Origin of the sequence: Chryseobacterium sp. 22458 (assembly GCF_052044975.1) — a bacterium.
Taxonomy (GTDB): domain Bacteria; phylum Bacteroidota; class Bacteroidia; order Flavobacteriales; family Weeksellaceae; genus Chryseobacterium.
The window spans coordinates 555,430-571,986 of the sequence record NZ_JBQEOA010000001.1 but is presented as its reverse complement, the minus strand read 5'-3'; the positions used below and the strand labels follow the sequence as shown (position 1 = coordinate 571,986).

14 protein-coding genes are annotated in these 16,557 nt (G+C 38.6%); 4 read left to right on the top strand and 10 right to left on the bottom strand.

The features are described 5' to 3' along the window. Positions 1-8 precede the first annotated feature (8 nt). From ACTJJF_RS02435 to tpx, 7 genes are all read right to left on the bottom strand, one after another. A complete protein-coding gene (locus ACTJJF_RS02435; RefSeq protein WP_312300944.1) occupies positions 9-599 on the bottom strand; it encodes a Crp/Fnr family transcriptional regulator in 591 nt (196 codons plus the stop codon). Between the two features lie 278 nt (positions 600-877). After that, on the bottom strand, positions 878-2,089 hold the full coding sequence (locus ACTJJF_RS02430; RefSeq protein WP_312300947.1) for a DUF763 domain-containing protein: 1,212 nt from the start codon (positions 2,087-2,089) through the stop codon (positions 878-880). Positions 2,090-2,159: 70 nt separating this feature from the next. Then, on the bottom strand, positions 2,160-2,564 hold the full coding sequence (locus ACTJJF_RS02425) for a glyoxalase superfamily protein (protein ID WP_440698562.1): 405 nt from the start codon (positions 2,562-2,564) through the stop codon (positions 2,160-2,162). 11 nt (positions 2,565-2,575) lie between these two features. Continuing rightward, entirely contained in the window at positions 2,576-2,923 is a 348-nt protein-coding gene (locus ACTJJF_RS02420; protein WP_312300952.1) for a VOC family protein, read from the bottom strand. 82 nt (positions 2,924-3,005) lie between these two features. After that, positions 3,006-3,695 (bottom strand): alpha/beta hydrolase, encoded by a 690-nt coding sequence (locus tag ACTJJF_RS02415; RefSeq protein ID WP_440698561.1) that lies wholly within the window; start codon positions 3,693-3,695, stop codon positions 3,006-3,008. A 180-nt stretch (positions 3,696-3,875) separates the two neighbouring features. Continuing rightward, on the bottom strand, positions 3,876-4,448 hold the full coding sequence (locus ACTJJF_RS02410; protein ID WP_440698560.1) for a Crp/Fnr family transcriptional regulator: 573 nt from the start codon (positions 4,446-4,448) through the stop codon (positions 3,876-3,878). 84 nt (positions 4,449-4,532) lie between these two features. Further along, the gene (tpx, locus tag ACTJJF_RS02405) at positions 4,533-5,036 is read right to left on the bottom strand and encodes a thiol peroxidase (RefSeq protein ID WP_312300959.1); all 504 of its coding nucleotides are present in this window, start codon (positions 5,034-5,036) and stop codon (positions 4,533-4,535) included. A gap of 166 nt (positions 5,037-5,202) precedes the next feature. On the opposite strand from tpx, the gene ACTJJF_RS02400 reads away from it, so the two are divergent. The 4 genes from ACTJJF_RS02400 (at position 5,203) to ACTJJF_RS02385 (ending at position 13,158) form a co-directional block, all read left to right on the top strand. Beyond that, complete coding sequence (locus tag ACTJJF_RS02400) at positions 5,203-7,422, top strand: NADP-dependent isocitrate dehydrogenase (protein ID WP_440698559.1); 2,220 nt, start codon at positions 5,203-5,205, stop codon at positions 7,420-7,422. Between the two features lie 128 nt (positions 7,423-7,550). After that, on the top strand, positions 7,551-7,997 hold the full coding sequence (locus tag ACTJJF_RS02395) for a hypothetical protein (protein ID WP_312300965.1): 447 nt from the start codon (positions 7,551-7,553) through the stop codon (positions 7,995-7,997). A gap of 73 nt (positions 7,998-8,070) precedes the next feature. Then, the gene (locus ACTJJF_RS02390) at positions 8,071-10,887 is read left to right on the top strand and encodes a T9SS type A sorting domain-containing protein (RefSeq protein WP_440698558.1); all 2,817 of its coding nucleotides are present in this window, start codon (positions 8,071-8,073) and stop codon (positions 10,885-10,887) included. Positions 10,888-10,965: 78 nt separating this feature from the next. Further along, entirely contained in the window at positions 10,966-13,158 is a 2,193-nt protein-coding gene (locus ACTJJF_RS02385; RefSeq protein WP_440698557.1) for a TonB-dependent receptor, read from the top strand. A 144-nt stretch (positions 13,159-13,302) separates the two neighbouring features. On the opposite strand, the gene ACTJJF_RS02380 is transcribed toward ACTJJF_RS02385, so the two are convergent. From ACTJJF_RS02380 to ACTJJF_RS02370, 3 genes are all read right to left on the bottom strand, one after another. After that, positions 13,303-14,295, bottom strand: coding sequence for an MBL fold metallo-hydrolase (locus tag ACTJJF_RS02380; protein ID WP_440698556.1), 993 nt, complete (start codon positions 14,293-14,295; stop codon positions 13,303-13,305). A 70-nt stretch (positions 14,296-14,365) separates the two neighbouring features. After that, positions 14,366-15,367 carry an aldo/keto reductase gene (locus ACTJJF_RS02375; RefSeq protein WP_312300975.1) on the bottom strand — a complete coding sequence of 334 codons (1,002 nt, stop codon included), beginning with the start codon at positions 15,365-15,367 and terminating at the stop codon, positions 14,366-14,368. Positions 15,368-15,454: 87 nt separating this feature from the next. After that, complete coding sequence (locus ACTJJF_RS02370; protein ID WP_440698555.1) at positions 15,455-16,360, bottom strand: helix-turn-helix domain-containing protein; 906 nt, start codon at positions 16,358-16,360, stop codon at positions 15,455-15,457. Between the last annotated feature and the right edge of the window lie 197 nt (positions 16,361-16,557).

Below are 16,557 nucleotides of genomic sequence, written 5' to 3'. Positions count from 1 at the left end.
GACAAGATTTAATTTTTTCTGGGATGAGAAACCAATTCTTTACGGATACGGCTTAGAGAAGTGTCTGTTACTCCAAGATAGGAAGCGATTTGTTTTAAAGGGGCAAACTGTATGACTTTTGATTTCTGTTCCAACAGGTTCAGGTATCTTCTGGTGGCTGAAAGGGTAAACATTTCTACAGATCTTTGTTTATAATCAAAAAGTTCTTTAGACATCCATGCTCTTCCCCATTCCCTGAGATTCGGGATTTTATGAAACAAGTCCTGGAAAGTATCGTAATCCAGCTTCCAGCATTCACAGTCTGTAATGCAGACAATATTTTCCTGAGACGGCACTCGTTGAAACATTGATAAAACCTCAATAATGACTTCATTCTCTACAAAAAAGTGTGTGGTCACTTCATTTCCGTTAAAATCATTAACGAATGAGCGGGCCAGCCCACTGTCCAGAATATAATATTCATTGGCTGTTTTCCCTTCTTCCAGAATAAAATCACCTTTTTGAAAAGATGTTTTCTCATGAGCCTTAAATATTTCATCAAGCTCTTCTTTCATAAAAAAAGGAAAATCATAGCATATTTCCAAAGACTTATGGGTCATCAGGTCAATTTTTTTTAAGTGATTAAAAGTAAAATTTTTAATTGAATTAACAATAATAATTATTAAACAAAATAATCAAAAAGTGATTTCATACTACATAGTTCACTGAATTTATGACAACTTATTGAATTCAAATAATTAAACAGCTGTTTTAATTACCGCAAAATACCACTCCGTCAAATCGTAGATCTCCTCCTGCCGGTAGAGGGAATCGTTATGTGGGTACCTGTCATTCTGTAACGGTAATTAAGATTTTTGAATGGGTTAACTGATCTTCATTAAAATAAAGACAATTGAATAGGCTTAGGAGGGCTTGGTTTCTGAGCATCACCAAACACAGTCTTTCCACCAAAGCGCCATGAATTCTGTCTTTCTTCTTCAATTACTTCCTGAACATCAAAATCCGGGGTAAAATCTTTTTCTGCTTTAGTAATAATCTGATGAAGCTTATTCAACGAGTTCAGTTTATCGGAGTTGCCGAGTTTTGATTTTTCTATTCCTTTTCTGAGAATACTGATGCTTTCATCATAAGTGTAGGTTGGCACCGGGAAAGGATGTCCGTCTTTACCTCCATGGGCAAAAGAAAATCGGGCCGGATCAGCAAATCTTGACGGAGCTCCGTGAATAACTTCACTCACCAAAGCCAATGACTGCATGGTTCTGGGGCCTACTCCTTCCAACATCAGCAGGTCTTCAAAATTCTGAGGCTGCTGCTCACGGGTCACATACAAAAGTGCGCCCAGGCGCTTCAGATCTACATCAGAAGCCCGCACATCATGATGCGCAGGCAGGATCAGTCTGGAAAAGTCTTTCATAACTTCTGCCGAATCTGTGTGCGAAATATCCAAAATCCCCTGTCGGTTCTCTGAGGCATCAGCATCGGTAAGATTCAGGATCTTTCCTCTTGAGACACCGTTAATTCCCGTATGAGGTTCTTCAATAAATGATTTTATATGTTCAGAATGCCAATGATAGCGTCTTGCCGTACCATCGGATTCGTGCATTCCCTGCTGAATAACACTCCAGTTTCCGTTATCTGAAAGAATGAAATTGTGCAGGTACAGCTGGTAGCCATCCTGAATGGCGGTATTATCCACTTTTGCCGAAAGCTTACTGGCTCTTACCAGCTCTGTTCCGTTCAGACCTGTCTGATCTGCAATACGGATCAGCTCTGAAGGAGTTTCCCTGGAAAATTTTCCTTTTCCGCCACAGATGTAAAGTCCCAGAGATTGTGAATTGGGATTGATGGAACGCTTTAAAGCTCCCATCACAGAGGTGGTAATTCCTGAAGAATGCCAGTCCATTCCCATCACTGCTCCAAAGCTCTGAAACCAGAACGGATCAGCCAGACGGCGAAGCACCTCATCTTTACCATAATCCATCAGGATAACTTCTATAATAGAAAGCCCGAGAACAGACATCCGCTCATACAGCCATGGCGGTACTTTGCCATAGTGTAAGGGTAAATCTGCTGTTCCTGAACGTTTCATATTTAAATTTAAAGAACAAAGGTAGTTTTAATATTCTGAAATAGTCATGATCTGAATCACCATTTCAGGATCAGTGAATAGAGAAAAATTCTAAATCTTTATGTTTTTCTTCATCAAATTCTTCCTCGAACGTAATTCTATTTCCGGAAGGATCAATTACTGTAAAAGAAACCGCACCATAGAATGTTTTTTCAAGTCCGGGCCGGTTGTATTTGTATTTTTTATCAATGAGTTCTTTATGATAAGCAGGAACACCTTCACCCCATATTGCCACTCTGGCTCCCGGAGAGCCGTCACCATGATGCTCACTTAAATGAAAGATAATATTTTCCTTTTTTACTTCCATATAAACTGGGGTGTTTTCATCAAAATAATGCTCCCAGACGATCTCAAACCCCAGCCAGTCTACGTAGAATTCTTTTGTTTTCTGATAGTCGAAGATTCTAAGAACAGGAATTATGCGTTCTGCTTTCATAGTGAGGAAATTTATAGGTGAGAAAGTATATTAATGAGTTTTCCGAAAGGGTCTTTCACAAAAAAACGCCGGACACCCCACTCTTCATCGGTAAGATCATAGGATATTTCAAAGCCGGCTGCTTTCATCTGATCATAAATACTCTCTACATGATCTACTTCAATGGAAAGATCTGGTACTTCGGTATTATTTCCGCCCTGTACGGCAAAACTGATCTGGACTTTTGTTTCTTCATCATTTCCGAACGTTTTGATCCAGCCATGATCCATCAGAATATCAAGTCCTAAGATATCATGATAAAAATGATCTGCCTTTGAAAGGTCTTCTGTTTTGATATTGGCTACAATTCTTTTAACCATTTTAAAACTGCATAAAAAAAGCCTTGTGAAATTACGTAAAATTTCCAAGGCTCTACAGGTTGGCTGTAATTATTTTTTAATTTTATAGTGAAGAAGCAGCTTCTAAAATCAGCCTGGTAACTTCTTCAGGATGTGATGCTAACGAAGCGTGTCCTGCATCCAATGAAATTATTTTCTTAGGCTGAAGACGTTCTGCCATTTCTTTTTCGGTTTCTGCCGGAATCATACGGTCTTTCTCCGATATCTGATACCAGCTTGGTTTTGTCTTCCATGCCGGTTCTCCTGCTGCATCTCCAAAACACTGCCCATGAATAGGTTTCTGCGACAATGCCATTACCAAAGCCTTTTCATCATCAAGATCCTGACAAAAAGCAGATTTAAATTCGTCATATTTGATCCACAGGAATCCTTTGCTGTCCGGATAAATACTTGCTCCACCCGGAGATTCCCTTCTTCCTAAAAGAGATCCTAGACTGTCTCCTGCATCAGGTGCAAAAGCAGCGATATACACCAGTCCGGCTACTTTATCATGATTTCCTGCCCCCGAAATAACGGCACCTCCATAGGAGTGGCCCACCAAAAGGACTTTTCCATCCTGGGCATCAATAAGATCTTTTGTCTTATCGATATCATCCTGTAATGAAGTTAATGGATTCTGTACACTTCTTACCCTATATCCCTCTTTTACCAGTGAAGGGATAACGTATTGCCAATGAGAGCCATCTCCCCAGGCTCCGTGTACCAAAATAATGGTCAGATCTTTTTGTTCCATGATGATTTTTTTTAATTTCCTGATAACAAAGCTACGTGCTAAAATTTCAACAGGCGTTAACTTAAGTTAATTAACCCGGATCAGTCTGAAGAAAATAAGATTAAGGTGGCTGGAAGAATGAAGCTGGAAGTATTGTCCATTCTATACCTTGTAGTCTCCATAAGACCTCAATTACTGATTTCAAACAATACGGCTTCTGATACGGCTAAGGGACTGCTCCGTTACTCCCAGATAACTAGCAATGTGTTTCTGGGCTATTTTTTGAAAAAGTGCCGGCTGTTTTTTTAAAAGGTTTAAATATCTGTTTTCAGGAGAATAGCACAGAAGATCGTCTATTCTTTTTTTGGCATCCAGATAGATCTTCTCGCTCATCACCCGCCCGAATTGCTGCCAGTAAGCTTCTTTTTTATATAACCCCTGAAGGTCATCTTTACTCAACAATAAAATTTCACAGTTTTCCAAAGCCTGGATGTTCATATTGGATACGGTATCGCAGAGTATGCTTTCATAATCGGTAAAGAATTCATTTTCGAAATAAAAACCGAAATTGATTTCACGTCCCTGATCATTGATGTAAAAACACCTGAGCGTTCCTTTCCTGATAAAACCAAGGTATTTGCATTTTTCTCCTTCTTTCAGGAAGAAATCGGATTTTAAAAGACGGGTATCTTTAAGCAATGCATAAAATTCTTCAAAATGTGCTGCATCTACCTGGAAAAGGTCGCCATATCTTTTATAATTTTCTGACATCATTTGTGGATTATTTGATTGTACTCCTTTCAAAAAAAGCCTTGTAAAAATTAATTTCACAAGGCTTTTTTACAAAAATTATTTCTATTATTGATTCAATGCGGCAAGAGCTGCATCGTAATTAGGTTCGTTGGCAATTTCAGGAACCTGCTCAGTATATACTACTTTATTGTTTTCGTCTGTAACGATCACGGCACGGCTCAATAAACCTTTTAAAGGTGAATCTGCGATTGTCACTTCATAATCGTCTCCAAAGCTGCTTCTGAAATCTGAAAGGGTTTCTACATTATTCAATCCTTCAGCAGCACAGAATCTTCCTAATGCGAACGGAAGGTCTTTTGAAACATTGATAATTACTGTGTTATCAAGTTTTGAAGCCTCTTCATTGAATTTTCTGGAAGAAGCGGCACAAGTGGGCGTATCAATACTTGGAAAAATATTGAATACTTTCTTTTTTCCTTCAAAAGTTTCAAGTGTTTTCACATTTAATCCTGAATCTACCAGAGCAAAATCTTTAACGGTGCTTCCTACTGACGGTAATGTTCCTATGGTATGTACTTCATTTCCTTTTAAAGTGATAGTCGTAGACATAATTTTATTTTTTAGTTTTTCAAATTTAATCAAAACAAAAAGCTTTTCATCTCAAATAAAGGTTAAATAATTCTTAAAGTGAAAAATCTCTGATTCTATGAACCCCAAAATTTAAATTTTAACTAAATTTGTGGGACTTTAATTTCAAATAATAAATAACAGTATAATGTCAGAAAAATCAAAAATCTATTACACACTTACTGATGAAGCTCCAATGCTGGCTACACACTCGTTTTTACCGATTGTAAAAGCTTTCACCAAATCAGCAGATATTGAGATCGCAGTACCGGATATTTCTTTGGCAGGAAGAATTTTGGCTAACTTCCCGGAATTTTTAAAGGATGACCAGAAAATTGGTGATGCTTTAGCTGAATTGGGAGAATTGGCAACTCAACCAGATGCTAATATCATTAAATTACCTAATATTTCGGCTTCTGTTCCTCAATTGGATGCAGCTATTGCTGAATTACAAGGGAAAGGTTTTGCAGTTCCCAATTACCCTGCAGAGCCTAAGAATGATGAAGAAAAAGCAATCAAAGCAAAATATGCTAAAGTATTAGGAAGTGCTGTAAACCCTGTATTAAGAGAAGGAAACTCTGACAGACGTGCTCCGAAAGCCGTTAAAAACTATGCTAAGGCAAACCCTCACAGAATGGGTGACTGGGCTTCTGACAGCAAAACTGACGTAGCTCACATGAATAATGGTGATTTCTACGGAACAGAAACTTCTACAACATTAGAAAATGCTACAAAATACAGAATCGTATTCAAAGGAAACGATGGTTCTGAATCTGTATTAAAAGATTTCGCTGGTCTTCAGGCTGGTGAGGTAATTGATTCTTCCGTAATGAACTTAAATGCATTAAGAGCGTTCGTTCAGGAAGCTATCGAGGAAGCTAAGAAAAGAAACGTACTTCTTTCTGCTCACCTTAAAGCAACGATGATGAAAATCTCTGACCCAATTATTTTCGGGGCTATCGTTGAGACTTTTTTCAAAGAAGTATTTACAAAATATGCTGAGACTTTCAAGTCTTTAGATATTAATCCAAATAATGGTCTTGCAGATCTTTTCGACAAAATCAAAGGAAATGCTCAGGAAGCTGACATTAAAGCTGATATTGAAAAAGCACTTGCTGAAGGACCTAGAGTGGCAATGGTAAATTCTGATAAAGGAATTACTAACTTCCACGTACCTTCTGACATCATCGTTGACGCATCTATGGCTGCTCTTGTAAGAGGTGGAGGTAAAATGTGGAACAAAGACGGGAACGAAGAAGATACTGTTTGTATCATTCCTGACCGTTCTTACGCAGGTTTCTACCAGTCTGTCATTGACGATATGAAAGCGCACGGAAAGCTTGACCCTACTACAATGGGATCTGTTCCAAACGTTGGATTAATGGCTCAGAAAGCTGAAGAATATGGTTCTCACGACAAAACTTTCCAATTAGCTGCTGACGGAACTGTAGAAGTTCAGGATGAAGCCGGAAACGTTCTTCTTTCTCAGAAAGTAGAGAAAGATGATATCTTCAGAATGTGTCAGACTAAAGATGCACCTATCCAGGACTGGGTAAAATTGGCAGTAAACAGATCAAGGTTATCTGATACTCCTGCGATCTTCTGGTTAGACAAAGGAAGAGCTCATGACAGAGAAATCATCAAAAAAGTAGAAAAATATCTGGCTGATCACGATACTGCAGGTCTTGACATCAGAATTCTTGATGTAAAAGATGCTATGACTGAAACTTTAAAAAGAGCAAGAGAAGGAAAAGATACAATCTCAGTTTCAGGAAACGTATTGAGAGATTATCTTACTGACCTTTTCCCGATTCTTGAGCTTGGTACTTCTGCAAAAATGCTTTCTATTGTTCCATTGATGAACGGAGGAGGTCTATTCGAAACAGGTGCCGGAGGTTCTGCACCGAAACACGTTGAGCAGTTCTTAGAAGAAGGATATTTAAGATGGGATTCTTTAGGTGAATTCTTAGCACTTCAGGCTTCTTTAGAGCATTTGGCACAGACTCAGGGGAATACAAAATCTCAGGTTCTGGCTGATGCATTAGATGAGGCAAATGCAAAATTCTTAGCTACAGATAAGTCTCCTGCCAGAAAAGTAGGTCAGATTGATAACAGAGGTTCTCACTTCTACCTTGCCATGTACTGGGCTGAGGCGTTAGCTAACCAGACTGCTGATACTGAATTGGCAGCTCAGTTTGCTCCGGTTGCACAGGCAATGAAGGAAAATGAAGAGGTAATCAATGCTGAATTAATTGGTGCTCAGGGTAAACCTCAGAATATTGACGGTTACTACAAAACTGATACTTATAAAACGTATGAAGCGATGAGACCAAGTACAGTTTTAAATGAAATCATTGACGGAATCTAATTTTTAGAAACTAAATCAATTATACAAAACCCTGCAAATTGCAGGGTTTTTCATTTTAAAAATCTTGTTTTCAGTATTTTGGAAACATTTTTGTATATTTCTTTTTCATAATTTAAAAAAACACAGATATGAAAGCCATTCATTTTATTTTACTATTGCTCTTATTCAGCAGCTGTTCTTCTGCCCAGTACTTTAAAGTAATAGAAGCAACTCATACAATTGCTATTGGAGGGTTACAGGGAGCAAGATCAGAAAATTTCAATATCATGATCAAAGACAATCCCCAGCTTGATATCAAATACCTTTTGGTGGGAGATACTGAAATAGTCTTAAAAAAAGAAAATAAGAATGGCATTACCTATCTGCAAGGAGTATATTTTCCCGAGAGCCCGGAATACCCTACTATAAATGAAAAAAATGGAGATACAGTCTCTGTACCTGGGAAAAATTTTGATCTGAATAAAGTCTATCTTGTATCTGAAAATGTAAAAACCAAGAAAACAATACAACAAAAAATAAAAATTCTCAATAAAAAAACTCAAATACAGATAAATAAACAATTTTTACCTCAATAAATTAAAAAAATTATATCACAAATGTCTTTTTAATCATAAAAATTCATATTTTTACGCATCAAAAAAAACATTTATGAAATTAAAATCAATTTTCGGAATAGGGCTTACTGTAGCCTCATTGTATTTTAATGCTCAACAGCATCCTAAAGGCAAAGAAAATCCAGATACAAAAGTAAATAAGAAATATCTGAAACATATTCAGGATATTACAACTGCTTATCAGAAAAATGTAAAATTTGCCAGGGAACACCATCAGAAACCACCTGATGAATATTACCTACAGGATTTTATCGCTACCATGGACCCTGAAACCGGAACGGTGAATAACCAACGCTATGTAGATCTTGAAAAAAACGTAGAAAGTGGAAAGTTTCAACCGCAAACTGATCTTAAGCTATTCAATGGTGCTAAAGGAAATGGAGGTACTGCCAATAAAAGCATCACTAATCTTTGGGTAGAGAGAGGTCCTTATGCTGTAGGAGGAAGAGTGAGAGGGATTATGTTTGATCCGAATGACTCTACCGGTAAAAAAGTATGGGCAGGTGGAGTTTCCGGCGGATTATGGTACAATAACGATATCAGCGATGCCAATTCTGAATGGACACTGGTAGATGCTTTCTGGTCCAACACTACTGTATCTTGTATTACTTCAGATCCTAATAATCCGCAGGTTTTTTATGTGGGAACAGGTGAAGTGGAAACCGGAGACTTCAGTGGGCTGGGCATCTGGAAAACAACCAATGGCGGAGCTACCTGGCAGCAGGTTTTCAATTTGGAAAACGGTTATACTTCCGGAGTAAAGAGAGGAATGTACAATGTTCCTGCTATAAAAGTAGTGAACAATAACGGGGTTTCAGAAGTGTATGCCGGAGTTGCAGGGACGTATTTCGCAGAGACAGCTACGTTTGCCGGTTTATATGAAGCCGGTTTGTATAAATCTACTGATGGTACCAATTTTACGTTGGTCAACAGCTTACTTTCCACAGCTACCCGTGGCTATGACATACAGGATATAGAAGTAGGTGCAGACAATTCTATCTGGGTAGCTACAAGGCAAAGCCGCTTCACCGGATCTGCTTCCGGGGGAAGAATTTTCAAATCTACAGATCATGGTGCTACTTTCACGAATGTTTATAACGTAGGAAACAACAGTTCAAGGGTTATGGTAGAGGTTTCCAGTACCAATCCTTTGAAGGCTTACGCCCTGATGCAGGGAGCAACAAGTGCTGAACCTGTAAGAATTGCAAAAACTACAGACGGCGGTACTACATGGATCTCCACCGACGTAGCAGGATCTGGAATTACACTGCCTAATCCTGTGGACACGTCACAACCTGACAATGATTTTACCCGAGGACAGGCCTTTTATGATCTGGTTATTGAAACCGATCCTGATAATGATGAACATGTATATGTAGGAGGAGTAGATTCTTATAAAAGTACAGACGGAGGTGCTACCTGGACCCAGTACACCAAATGGTCCAATAACAATGTGATGGGAAGTACCAGCATTTCCCTGGTGCATGCCGATCAGCACGCTCTGGTTTTCAATCCAAAAAATACAAGTCAGTTTGTAATGGGGAATGACGGAGGTATTTTCTTTGCTTCGGATAAAAGCAACCTGGCCAATACTACAGCTCTCGGAATGAGAAATAAAAGGTTTAATGTGACTCAATTCTATCACGGAACATTAAATCCTTCTTCTACATTTGCCAATGAAGATATGATTCTAGGGGCTCAGGATAACGGAACAAAAAGACTGTCCGGGGTTGCCTTAGCCAATAACTTCTACAACACTTCGGATGTATATGGTGGAGATGGTGCTTATACGGCCTTCGATGACCAGAATAAGTACTATATCGCATCTTATGTTTACAACTACCATTTTCTTTTCAATCCGCAGGGAAGCTATTATCTTTTGGCTGCCGCTCAAAGGGATCCAGGATTATTTATAAACCCTCTTGCTGTAGACAGAAATCTTGACATATCTTACAGCAATGCCAATACATCCAGCTCAACCTCAATTGTACTGAACAGAGTAAGCGGGCTTGCAAGTATACCATTAAGCCTTACGAGAACCCAACTTACCATTGCCAGTGTAGCAGCCGGTGAATTTGTTACAGATATTCTCGCATCTCCTTACACCACTACAAGCAGTACTCTTTTCATTGGACTCTCATCAGGAAAATTATATAAGGTGACCAATGCTGATACTACTCCGGCAACTTCATTAATCAATTATAATTTCGGAGGTTATATTTCTGATGTTAAACTCGGAGCATCTGAAAGTGAGATTATGGTCACTGTTTCCAATTTTAATAAGACCAGTGTATTTTACACTACTGATGCCGGAACAACCTGGGTATCTAAAGAAGGAAATCTTCCGGATATCCCTGTTAAAGCTATATTTATGAACCCAGAAGATAACAATGAAGTGATCCTGGGAACTTATTACGGAGTATGGGGAACTGCAAACTTCCAGTCTTCTTCTCCTACGTGGGCTTTATATTCCGATGGTTTAGGAAAATTTAAGGTAAATCATTTTGATTACCGCCCATCAGATAAGACCATCCTTGCGGTGACGTATGGAAGAGGAGCTTTTACTACGAGAATCAGTAATACAACTTTAGCTACTTCAGAATCACATCATAATCAGTTTAACAACCGTGTATATCCTAATCCTACCAGAGGGCCTATTCATGTAAAACTTGAAAACGGCAAACCGATGGATATAGAGATTTATGATGCCTCCGGAAGGCTGGTTGTGACAAAGAAAAATATCAAATCTGATGAAGAATTCAATATTGAAAACCTCGGCAAAGGAGATTATGTACTGAAAGCTTTACAAAACGGCAGTATGGTATATACTTCGGTGATTATCAGAAAATAATTCTTAAACTTTTACATGAAAGCAGAAAGGTAAGACTATGTTTACCTTTCTGCTTTCTAATATTCAACAGTAAGATTGATGAAAAAAAACTATATTATTGCTCTTTCATTATGCTTAATGGGATTTGCCAATGCACAGGAAAAAGAGAAAAGCATTGATGAAATAGAGATTCATGCAAGAGCTAAAGTAGCCAAAGAACGGGAAGAATTCAAAAGACACGCACAATCTACAGAGGTTATTTCCGATTATGAAATAAACCGTAACAATCCTGCATTCATGGAACAAAGTCTTGGGACGATGGCCGGCGTTCAGGTTGAAAAAAGAACACAACTGGGCGGACAGAGAATTGTAGTAAGAGGATATGGAAACGATCAGAAGTTTAACAATTGGGGAATTAAGATGTACCTCAACAATATTCCTCTTACCGGAGCAGATGGGGTTACCGTTTTAGATGATGTTAATTTCGGGCTTATTAACCGTATAGAGGTTATAAAAGGGCCGGCAGCCACGTTATACGGAGGAGGTTCCGGAGGGGCAGTCAGGTTTTATATACAGCCTGAAACCAAAAAAGGCACTTCTATCTCCGAGCAGTTCAATACAGGGTCTTTCGGATTGTTTCAAAGTTCAACTTCTGTAACCAACACAGGGGATAATCATTCCATCACAGCCAACTACGGACATATCGGAAGTGACGGATATCGTCCTAACGGTAAAAGCATCAAAAACTTTTATAACATCAACGGAGAGTTTAAATTGAACTCAAAACAGAAGATCACCTTACTTGCTACCCATGGAAATTCCCTGGAACAGGTTTCCGGCCAGATTTCCTATGATGATTATTATAATGGAATCGACAACGGAAATTTCGCCTACATCAGAAGAGGTGCTAAGACAAAATTCGTTACTTCCAGAGTGGGAGTTGGTCATATCTGGCAAATCACCCCCGATTTAAAAAACAGTACAACCGTATTCTATACAGGAACTACCGGCGATAGAATTGCTGCGGGAGCTTATGAAACGTCTTCTTTTTCCAACTACGGGGTAAGATCTGTATTCAACTTCAATAAGGAGTGGGATGATTTTAAAAGTCAGACAGAGTTTGGAATCGAAATACAGCAATCCCAGTCTACCATCACCAATTACCGGTATAAAAGTGTAAAGAATACTGAACCGCCTATTCTGAGACCTCTTTCTGACGGATCTTATTTTAAAAATATGAATCATCAGAACAACTATTTTGCCGTTGAAAAGTTCACTTATAAGCCCTGGGATCTGATGTTCCTTGCGGGGGTCAGCATCAATCAGATTGGATATAACAGAAAAGACCTTCTTGCTCTGCCAGGTTTATTTGCAGCAAGTGTTGATAAAAAAAACCTGTCCTTTGATAAAAAATTTAAAGCAGTAGCTACTCCTCATTTTGCACTTCAGAAAGTATGGAAAAATCAAATATTTAACCTAAGCTACAGTGAAGGATATAACGCTCCTACTTCTGCCACTGCCTTTATAGCCGGGCTTAATGTGACCAATGACAACCTGGTTGCAGAAAAAGCAAAAATGTGGGATTTCAGTGTACAGGGGTTGATTGAAAATACTTCCATAGATTATCAGTTCTCGCTGTTCAGTATCAATATTACAGATAAACTTACGCAATTAGGTGGCACAATGCCCAATGCAGAAAAAACACCTTATACGTATTGGGCCAATACCGGAAATCAAAAAAACAGAGGATTGGAAATGAGCATAGGATATTCTTACAAACCTGCCCGGTCTTTTGTTTCAAAAATTCAACCTTTTGTCAATTATACTTATAATGATTTTAAATATTCCGATTTCAGTACCTATTTAAAGGAAGATAAGCAACCGGCAAGAGTGAATGTTTATGACAACAAAAATGTAGTGGGTGTACCTAAAACCAAATTATCTGCCGGATTGGATTTTGAAACCCATTTTGGACTATACTGGCAAAACACCTATAATTTTATGGGTGGTGTCTACACCGACTTTGCTAATACCAACAAGGTAAGAAGTTTCGGACTTTTAAACTCAAAAATAGGATATAAACACAGCTTCAACAAATGGGATCTGGATGTTTTTGTCATAGGAAACAACCTGACCAATCAGATCAATTATACGTTCTTATTCTACGGAAACAGCATCAATGATACAGACGCAGATAATCAGTACAATAATGCTTCGGTTTATACCGATGTGAATCCCGGCCCAAGTAAAGCCTACTTCTTTACAGGATTTAATATAAAGTATAATTTTTAATAAATACAAAAGCTCCTGAAAAGGAGCTTTTGTATTTTTAAGGAATAAATTTAAGTTTGGTCTAAACGTATTTCTTTAACCATCCTCTCAATTTTTTTGATTCCCCTACTCTTCTGGAAGCCATACATAATTACTACCACCACCTCAATTCATAAAACTTTCAGCGATCCATTCAAATGCCGGGTCTTTTATTTTTGTAAAGCCTAATCCCGGCCACGGCAGATGGGAAGCCAATGCTCTGGTTCTGGAATCTGCCAGTTGTTTGAGAAGTTTTTTTCTCGAAGCCGTTGCGATATCCAAATCGGTATCTCCGGAAAAGCCCCAGTCAGGATGAGGAAAAAGAATAACATCCGAGTGAATAAGATCTGCAATATATACCAGTTTTTCATTTCCGGAAGACAATGTAGTGACCGTTAAGCCGGGAGTATGCCCGGGAGCCAGCTGAAAGCTGAAATGATTGTAAAGCGTGGTGCTGAGATCATAAAATTTCAGTTTCGGTTCAATGACTTTCAAAATATTCTGAATGGAAGGAATAATCTGCTTAAGAACTTCAGGATGCTTCTTCAAAGCACTGTTATTAAAATCTTCAACGGAAGCATTCCTCCAGAAATCATATTCCACCCTGGAAATAAAAACAGATGCATTGGGAAAAACAGGTTTATTCTGTTTATCAACAATTCCGCCTATATGATCAGGATGAGCGTGGGAAATAAAGACATCGGTAATATCTTTGGGGGTAAACCCTGTTTTTTGCAAACTCTTTAACAGAAATCCGGTTCTTTCATCAGCAAAGATTCCCATTCCGGTATCCATCAGAATCAGTTTGTCTTTTGTTTTGACAAGCAGAATATTGACTGCCATATCAATATAAGTATCCGGACGAAAGCTATCTTTCAGAATTTTTTTCAGTTCAGAAATAGCAGCTCTGGGGGCAAATGAGTTCAGATCTTCTTCGTGAATGTATCCGTCGGTAAGAATAAACAGATCCAGCTCCCCGAGTTTTATTTTTTTCACCCCCGAAAGGTCTTCCCCATTCTGTTCAGCAACAGTTTTTGTTTCAGCCAACACGGTGGAAAAAGTGATCATGCTTAATGTTCCTGCCAATAATCCGTTTTTTAAAAGTTCTCTTCTGTTCATAACGATAAAGTTCTTAATCACAATAAAAAACTGAGTTCCCGCCAAACAGGAGCCCCAGTAGTATTATTTTTTAGTTATTGACCAGTTTCATGGAACCTTCATTGTATCTCTCTCCTACATTCGGATACTTTTTAAGAATGGCATCAATAGTATCAAGATCTGATTGGGAAAGTTCAATATTGACTGCCGCAATGTTTTCTTCCAGATATTTGATCCGTTTGGTACCTGGAATAGGGATAATATCATCACCCTGATTCAACACCCAGGCCAACGCAAGCTGAGTACCTTTTACACCTTTTGAAGCGGCAAATTCATTGATTTCATTCGCCAGCTTTGTATTATTTTCAAGGTATTCCTGCTGATAACGGGGTAATGATTTTCTAAAATCATCGTCACCAAGATTCTGTACTTCATTGATATTGGCAAAAAGACCTCTCGCCAACGGTGAATAAGGAACCAGAGAAATCCCCAGCTCCCTGATGGTTGGGAGAATCTCCTTTTCTACATCTTTGGTAAGGATTGAATATTCCGACTGTAAAGCTGTAATGGGATGAATTTCATTGGCTTTTCTGATTGATTCTGCTGAAGCTTCAGATAATCCTATATATTTTACTTTTCCAGCCTTTACAAGTTCTGCCATTGCTCCTACCGTCTCTTCTACAGGCACATTCGGGTCAACTCTGTGTGCGTAATAAAGGTCAATAGTATCTATTTTTAATCTTTGAAGGCTTAAGTCTACAGCCTGTCTGATCCATTCCGGTGAGCCGTCAAAATAAGTTCCGGGAGCACCGCTGTGACTTGCCTTACCGTCTTTAAATCTGAATCCGAATTTGGTAGCAATAAAAATTTTATCCCTGTTCGGAACCAGAACTTTAGAGATCAGCTTTTCGTTTTCCCCATTGGCATACATATCTGCCGTATCCCAGAAGTTGACACCCAGGTCAAGTGCTTTGTGTAACGTATTGATGCTTTCCTGCTCATCTGCCGGGCCGTAAGCAAAGCTCATCCCCATACATCCTAAACCTATGGCAGACAGCTGCTCTCCGGTATTTCCTAATTTTCTAAATTTCATGATGGTATTGATTTTAATTATTTAAGACAAAATTAGAACACCTTCAACTCACCAACGGTATAGAATTCAAACTAAGAATTATAAAATTCAAACAAGGTTTGTCCGGAGCGCATTGGGAGTCTGGCCGGTTTGCTTTTTAAAATAATTGGTAAAATAAGAAGGTTCTTCAAAACCTAATCCATAGGCAATTTCAGCAATATTCCAATCGGTATGCTTCAGTAAGGCATTGGCTTCCTGAATAATTCTTCCCGCAATCTGCTGACTTGTGGTTTTCCCTGTAATTTCCTTTACCGAACGGTTCAGCGAATTGACATGAATGGAAAGACTCTGAGCATAATCATTCGGAGTCTTCAACTTTAAAAATGTATCAGGACTGTCAATAGGAAACTGTCTTTCCAGCAACTCCATAAATAACGAAGCAACTCTTTGTGAGGCATTCTGATAAGGCTCAAAGCTTTCCGCAGGCTGCATCTTCATGGTTTCGTGAATCATCAGATGAAGATAAGCTCTTAGCATATCATATTTATGAATATAATCAGACTGAATCTCAGTCATCATTTTGGTATAAATATCAGAAAGTATTTTCTGCTGATCTTCGTTGACAAAGAAAACCGGAGTCCCCCCGATTTTAAAGAGCGGAGAATCCTGAAGGTTGCCCAAACGGCTTCCATTATGCAGAAACTGTTCTGTAAACAGGCAAAACCAGCCTTTCTGATCCTCATCATCAGCTTCCCATGAGTAAGGAATAATAGGATTGGAAAATACCAGGGCCGGACGGTCTACACAGATCCATTTATCAGCATAGTGAAGCTTTCCTTTTCCTATGATCAGAGAAACTTTATAATAATCTCTCCTGCTGTACGGACTGATCAGGGAACAAGATTCCCGGGAAAACACATTGAAATGTCCCATCCCATGAGCTCCGCTACACTGAAAAGCCAGGTCAGGAGCATTTCTTTCATAAAAACTTTTGACTGATTCGCTTGATTCCATAGATCAAAGTTATAAAATTCAAACAAATAATAGAGAAAATAGTTTAGAGACTGAAGGAAGCTGGAAGAAGGAGGTTGGAAATTTATTAAAGCCGTGTAATTAATATTTGAATATTCGAAAGCCGGTTTGTAGAAAATTTTATGCAAAAAGTGGCCGACACTAATGCCGGCCACTTAAAAAATTGAATATATAATTTG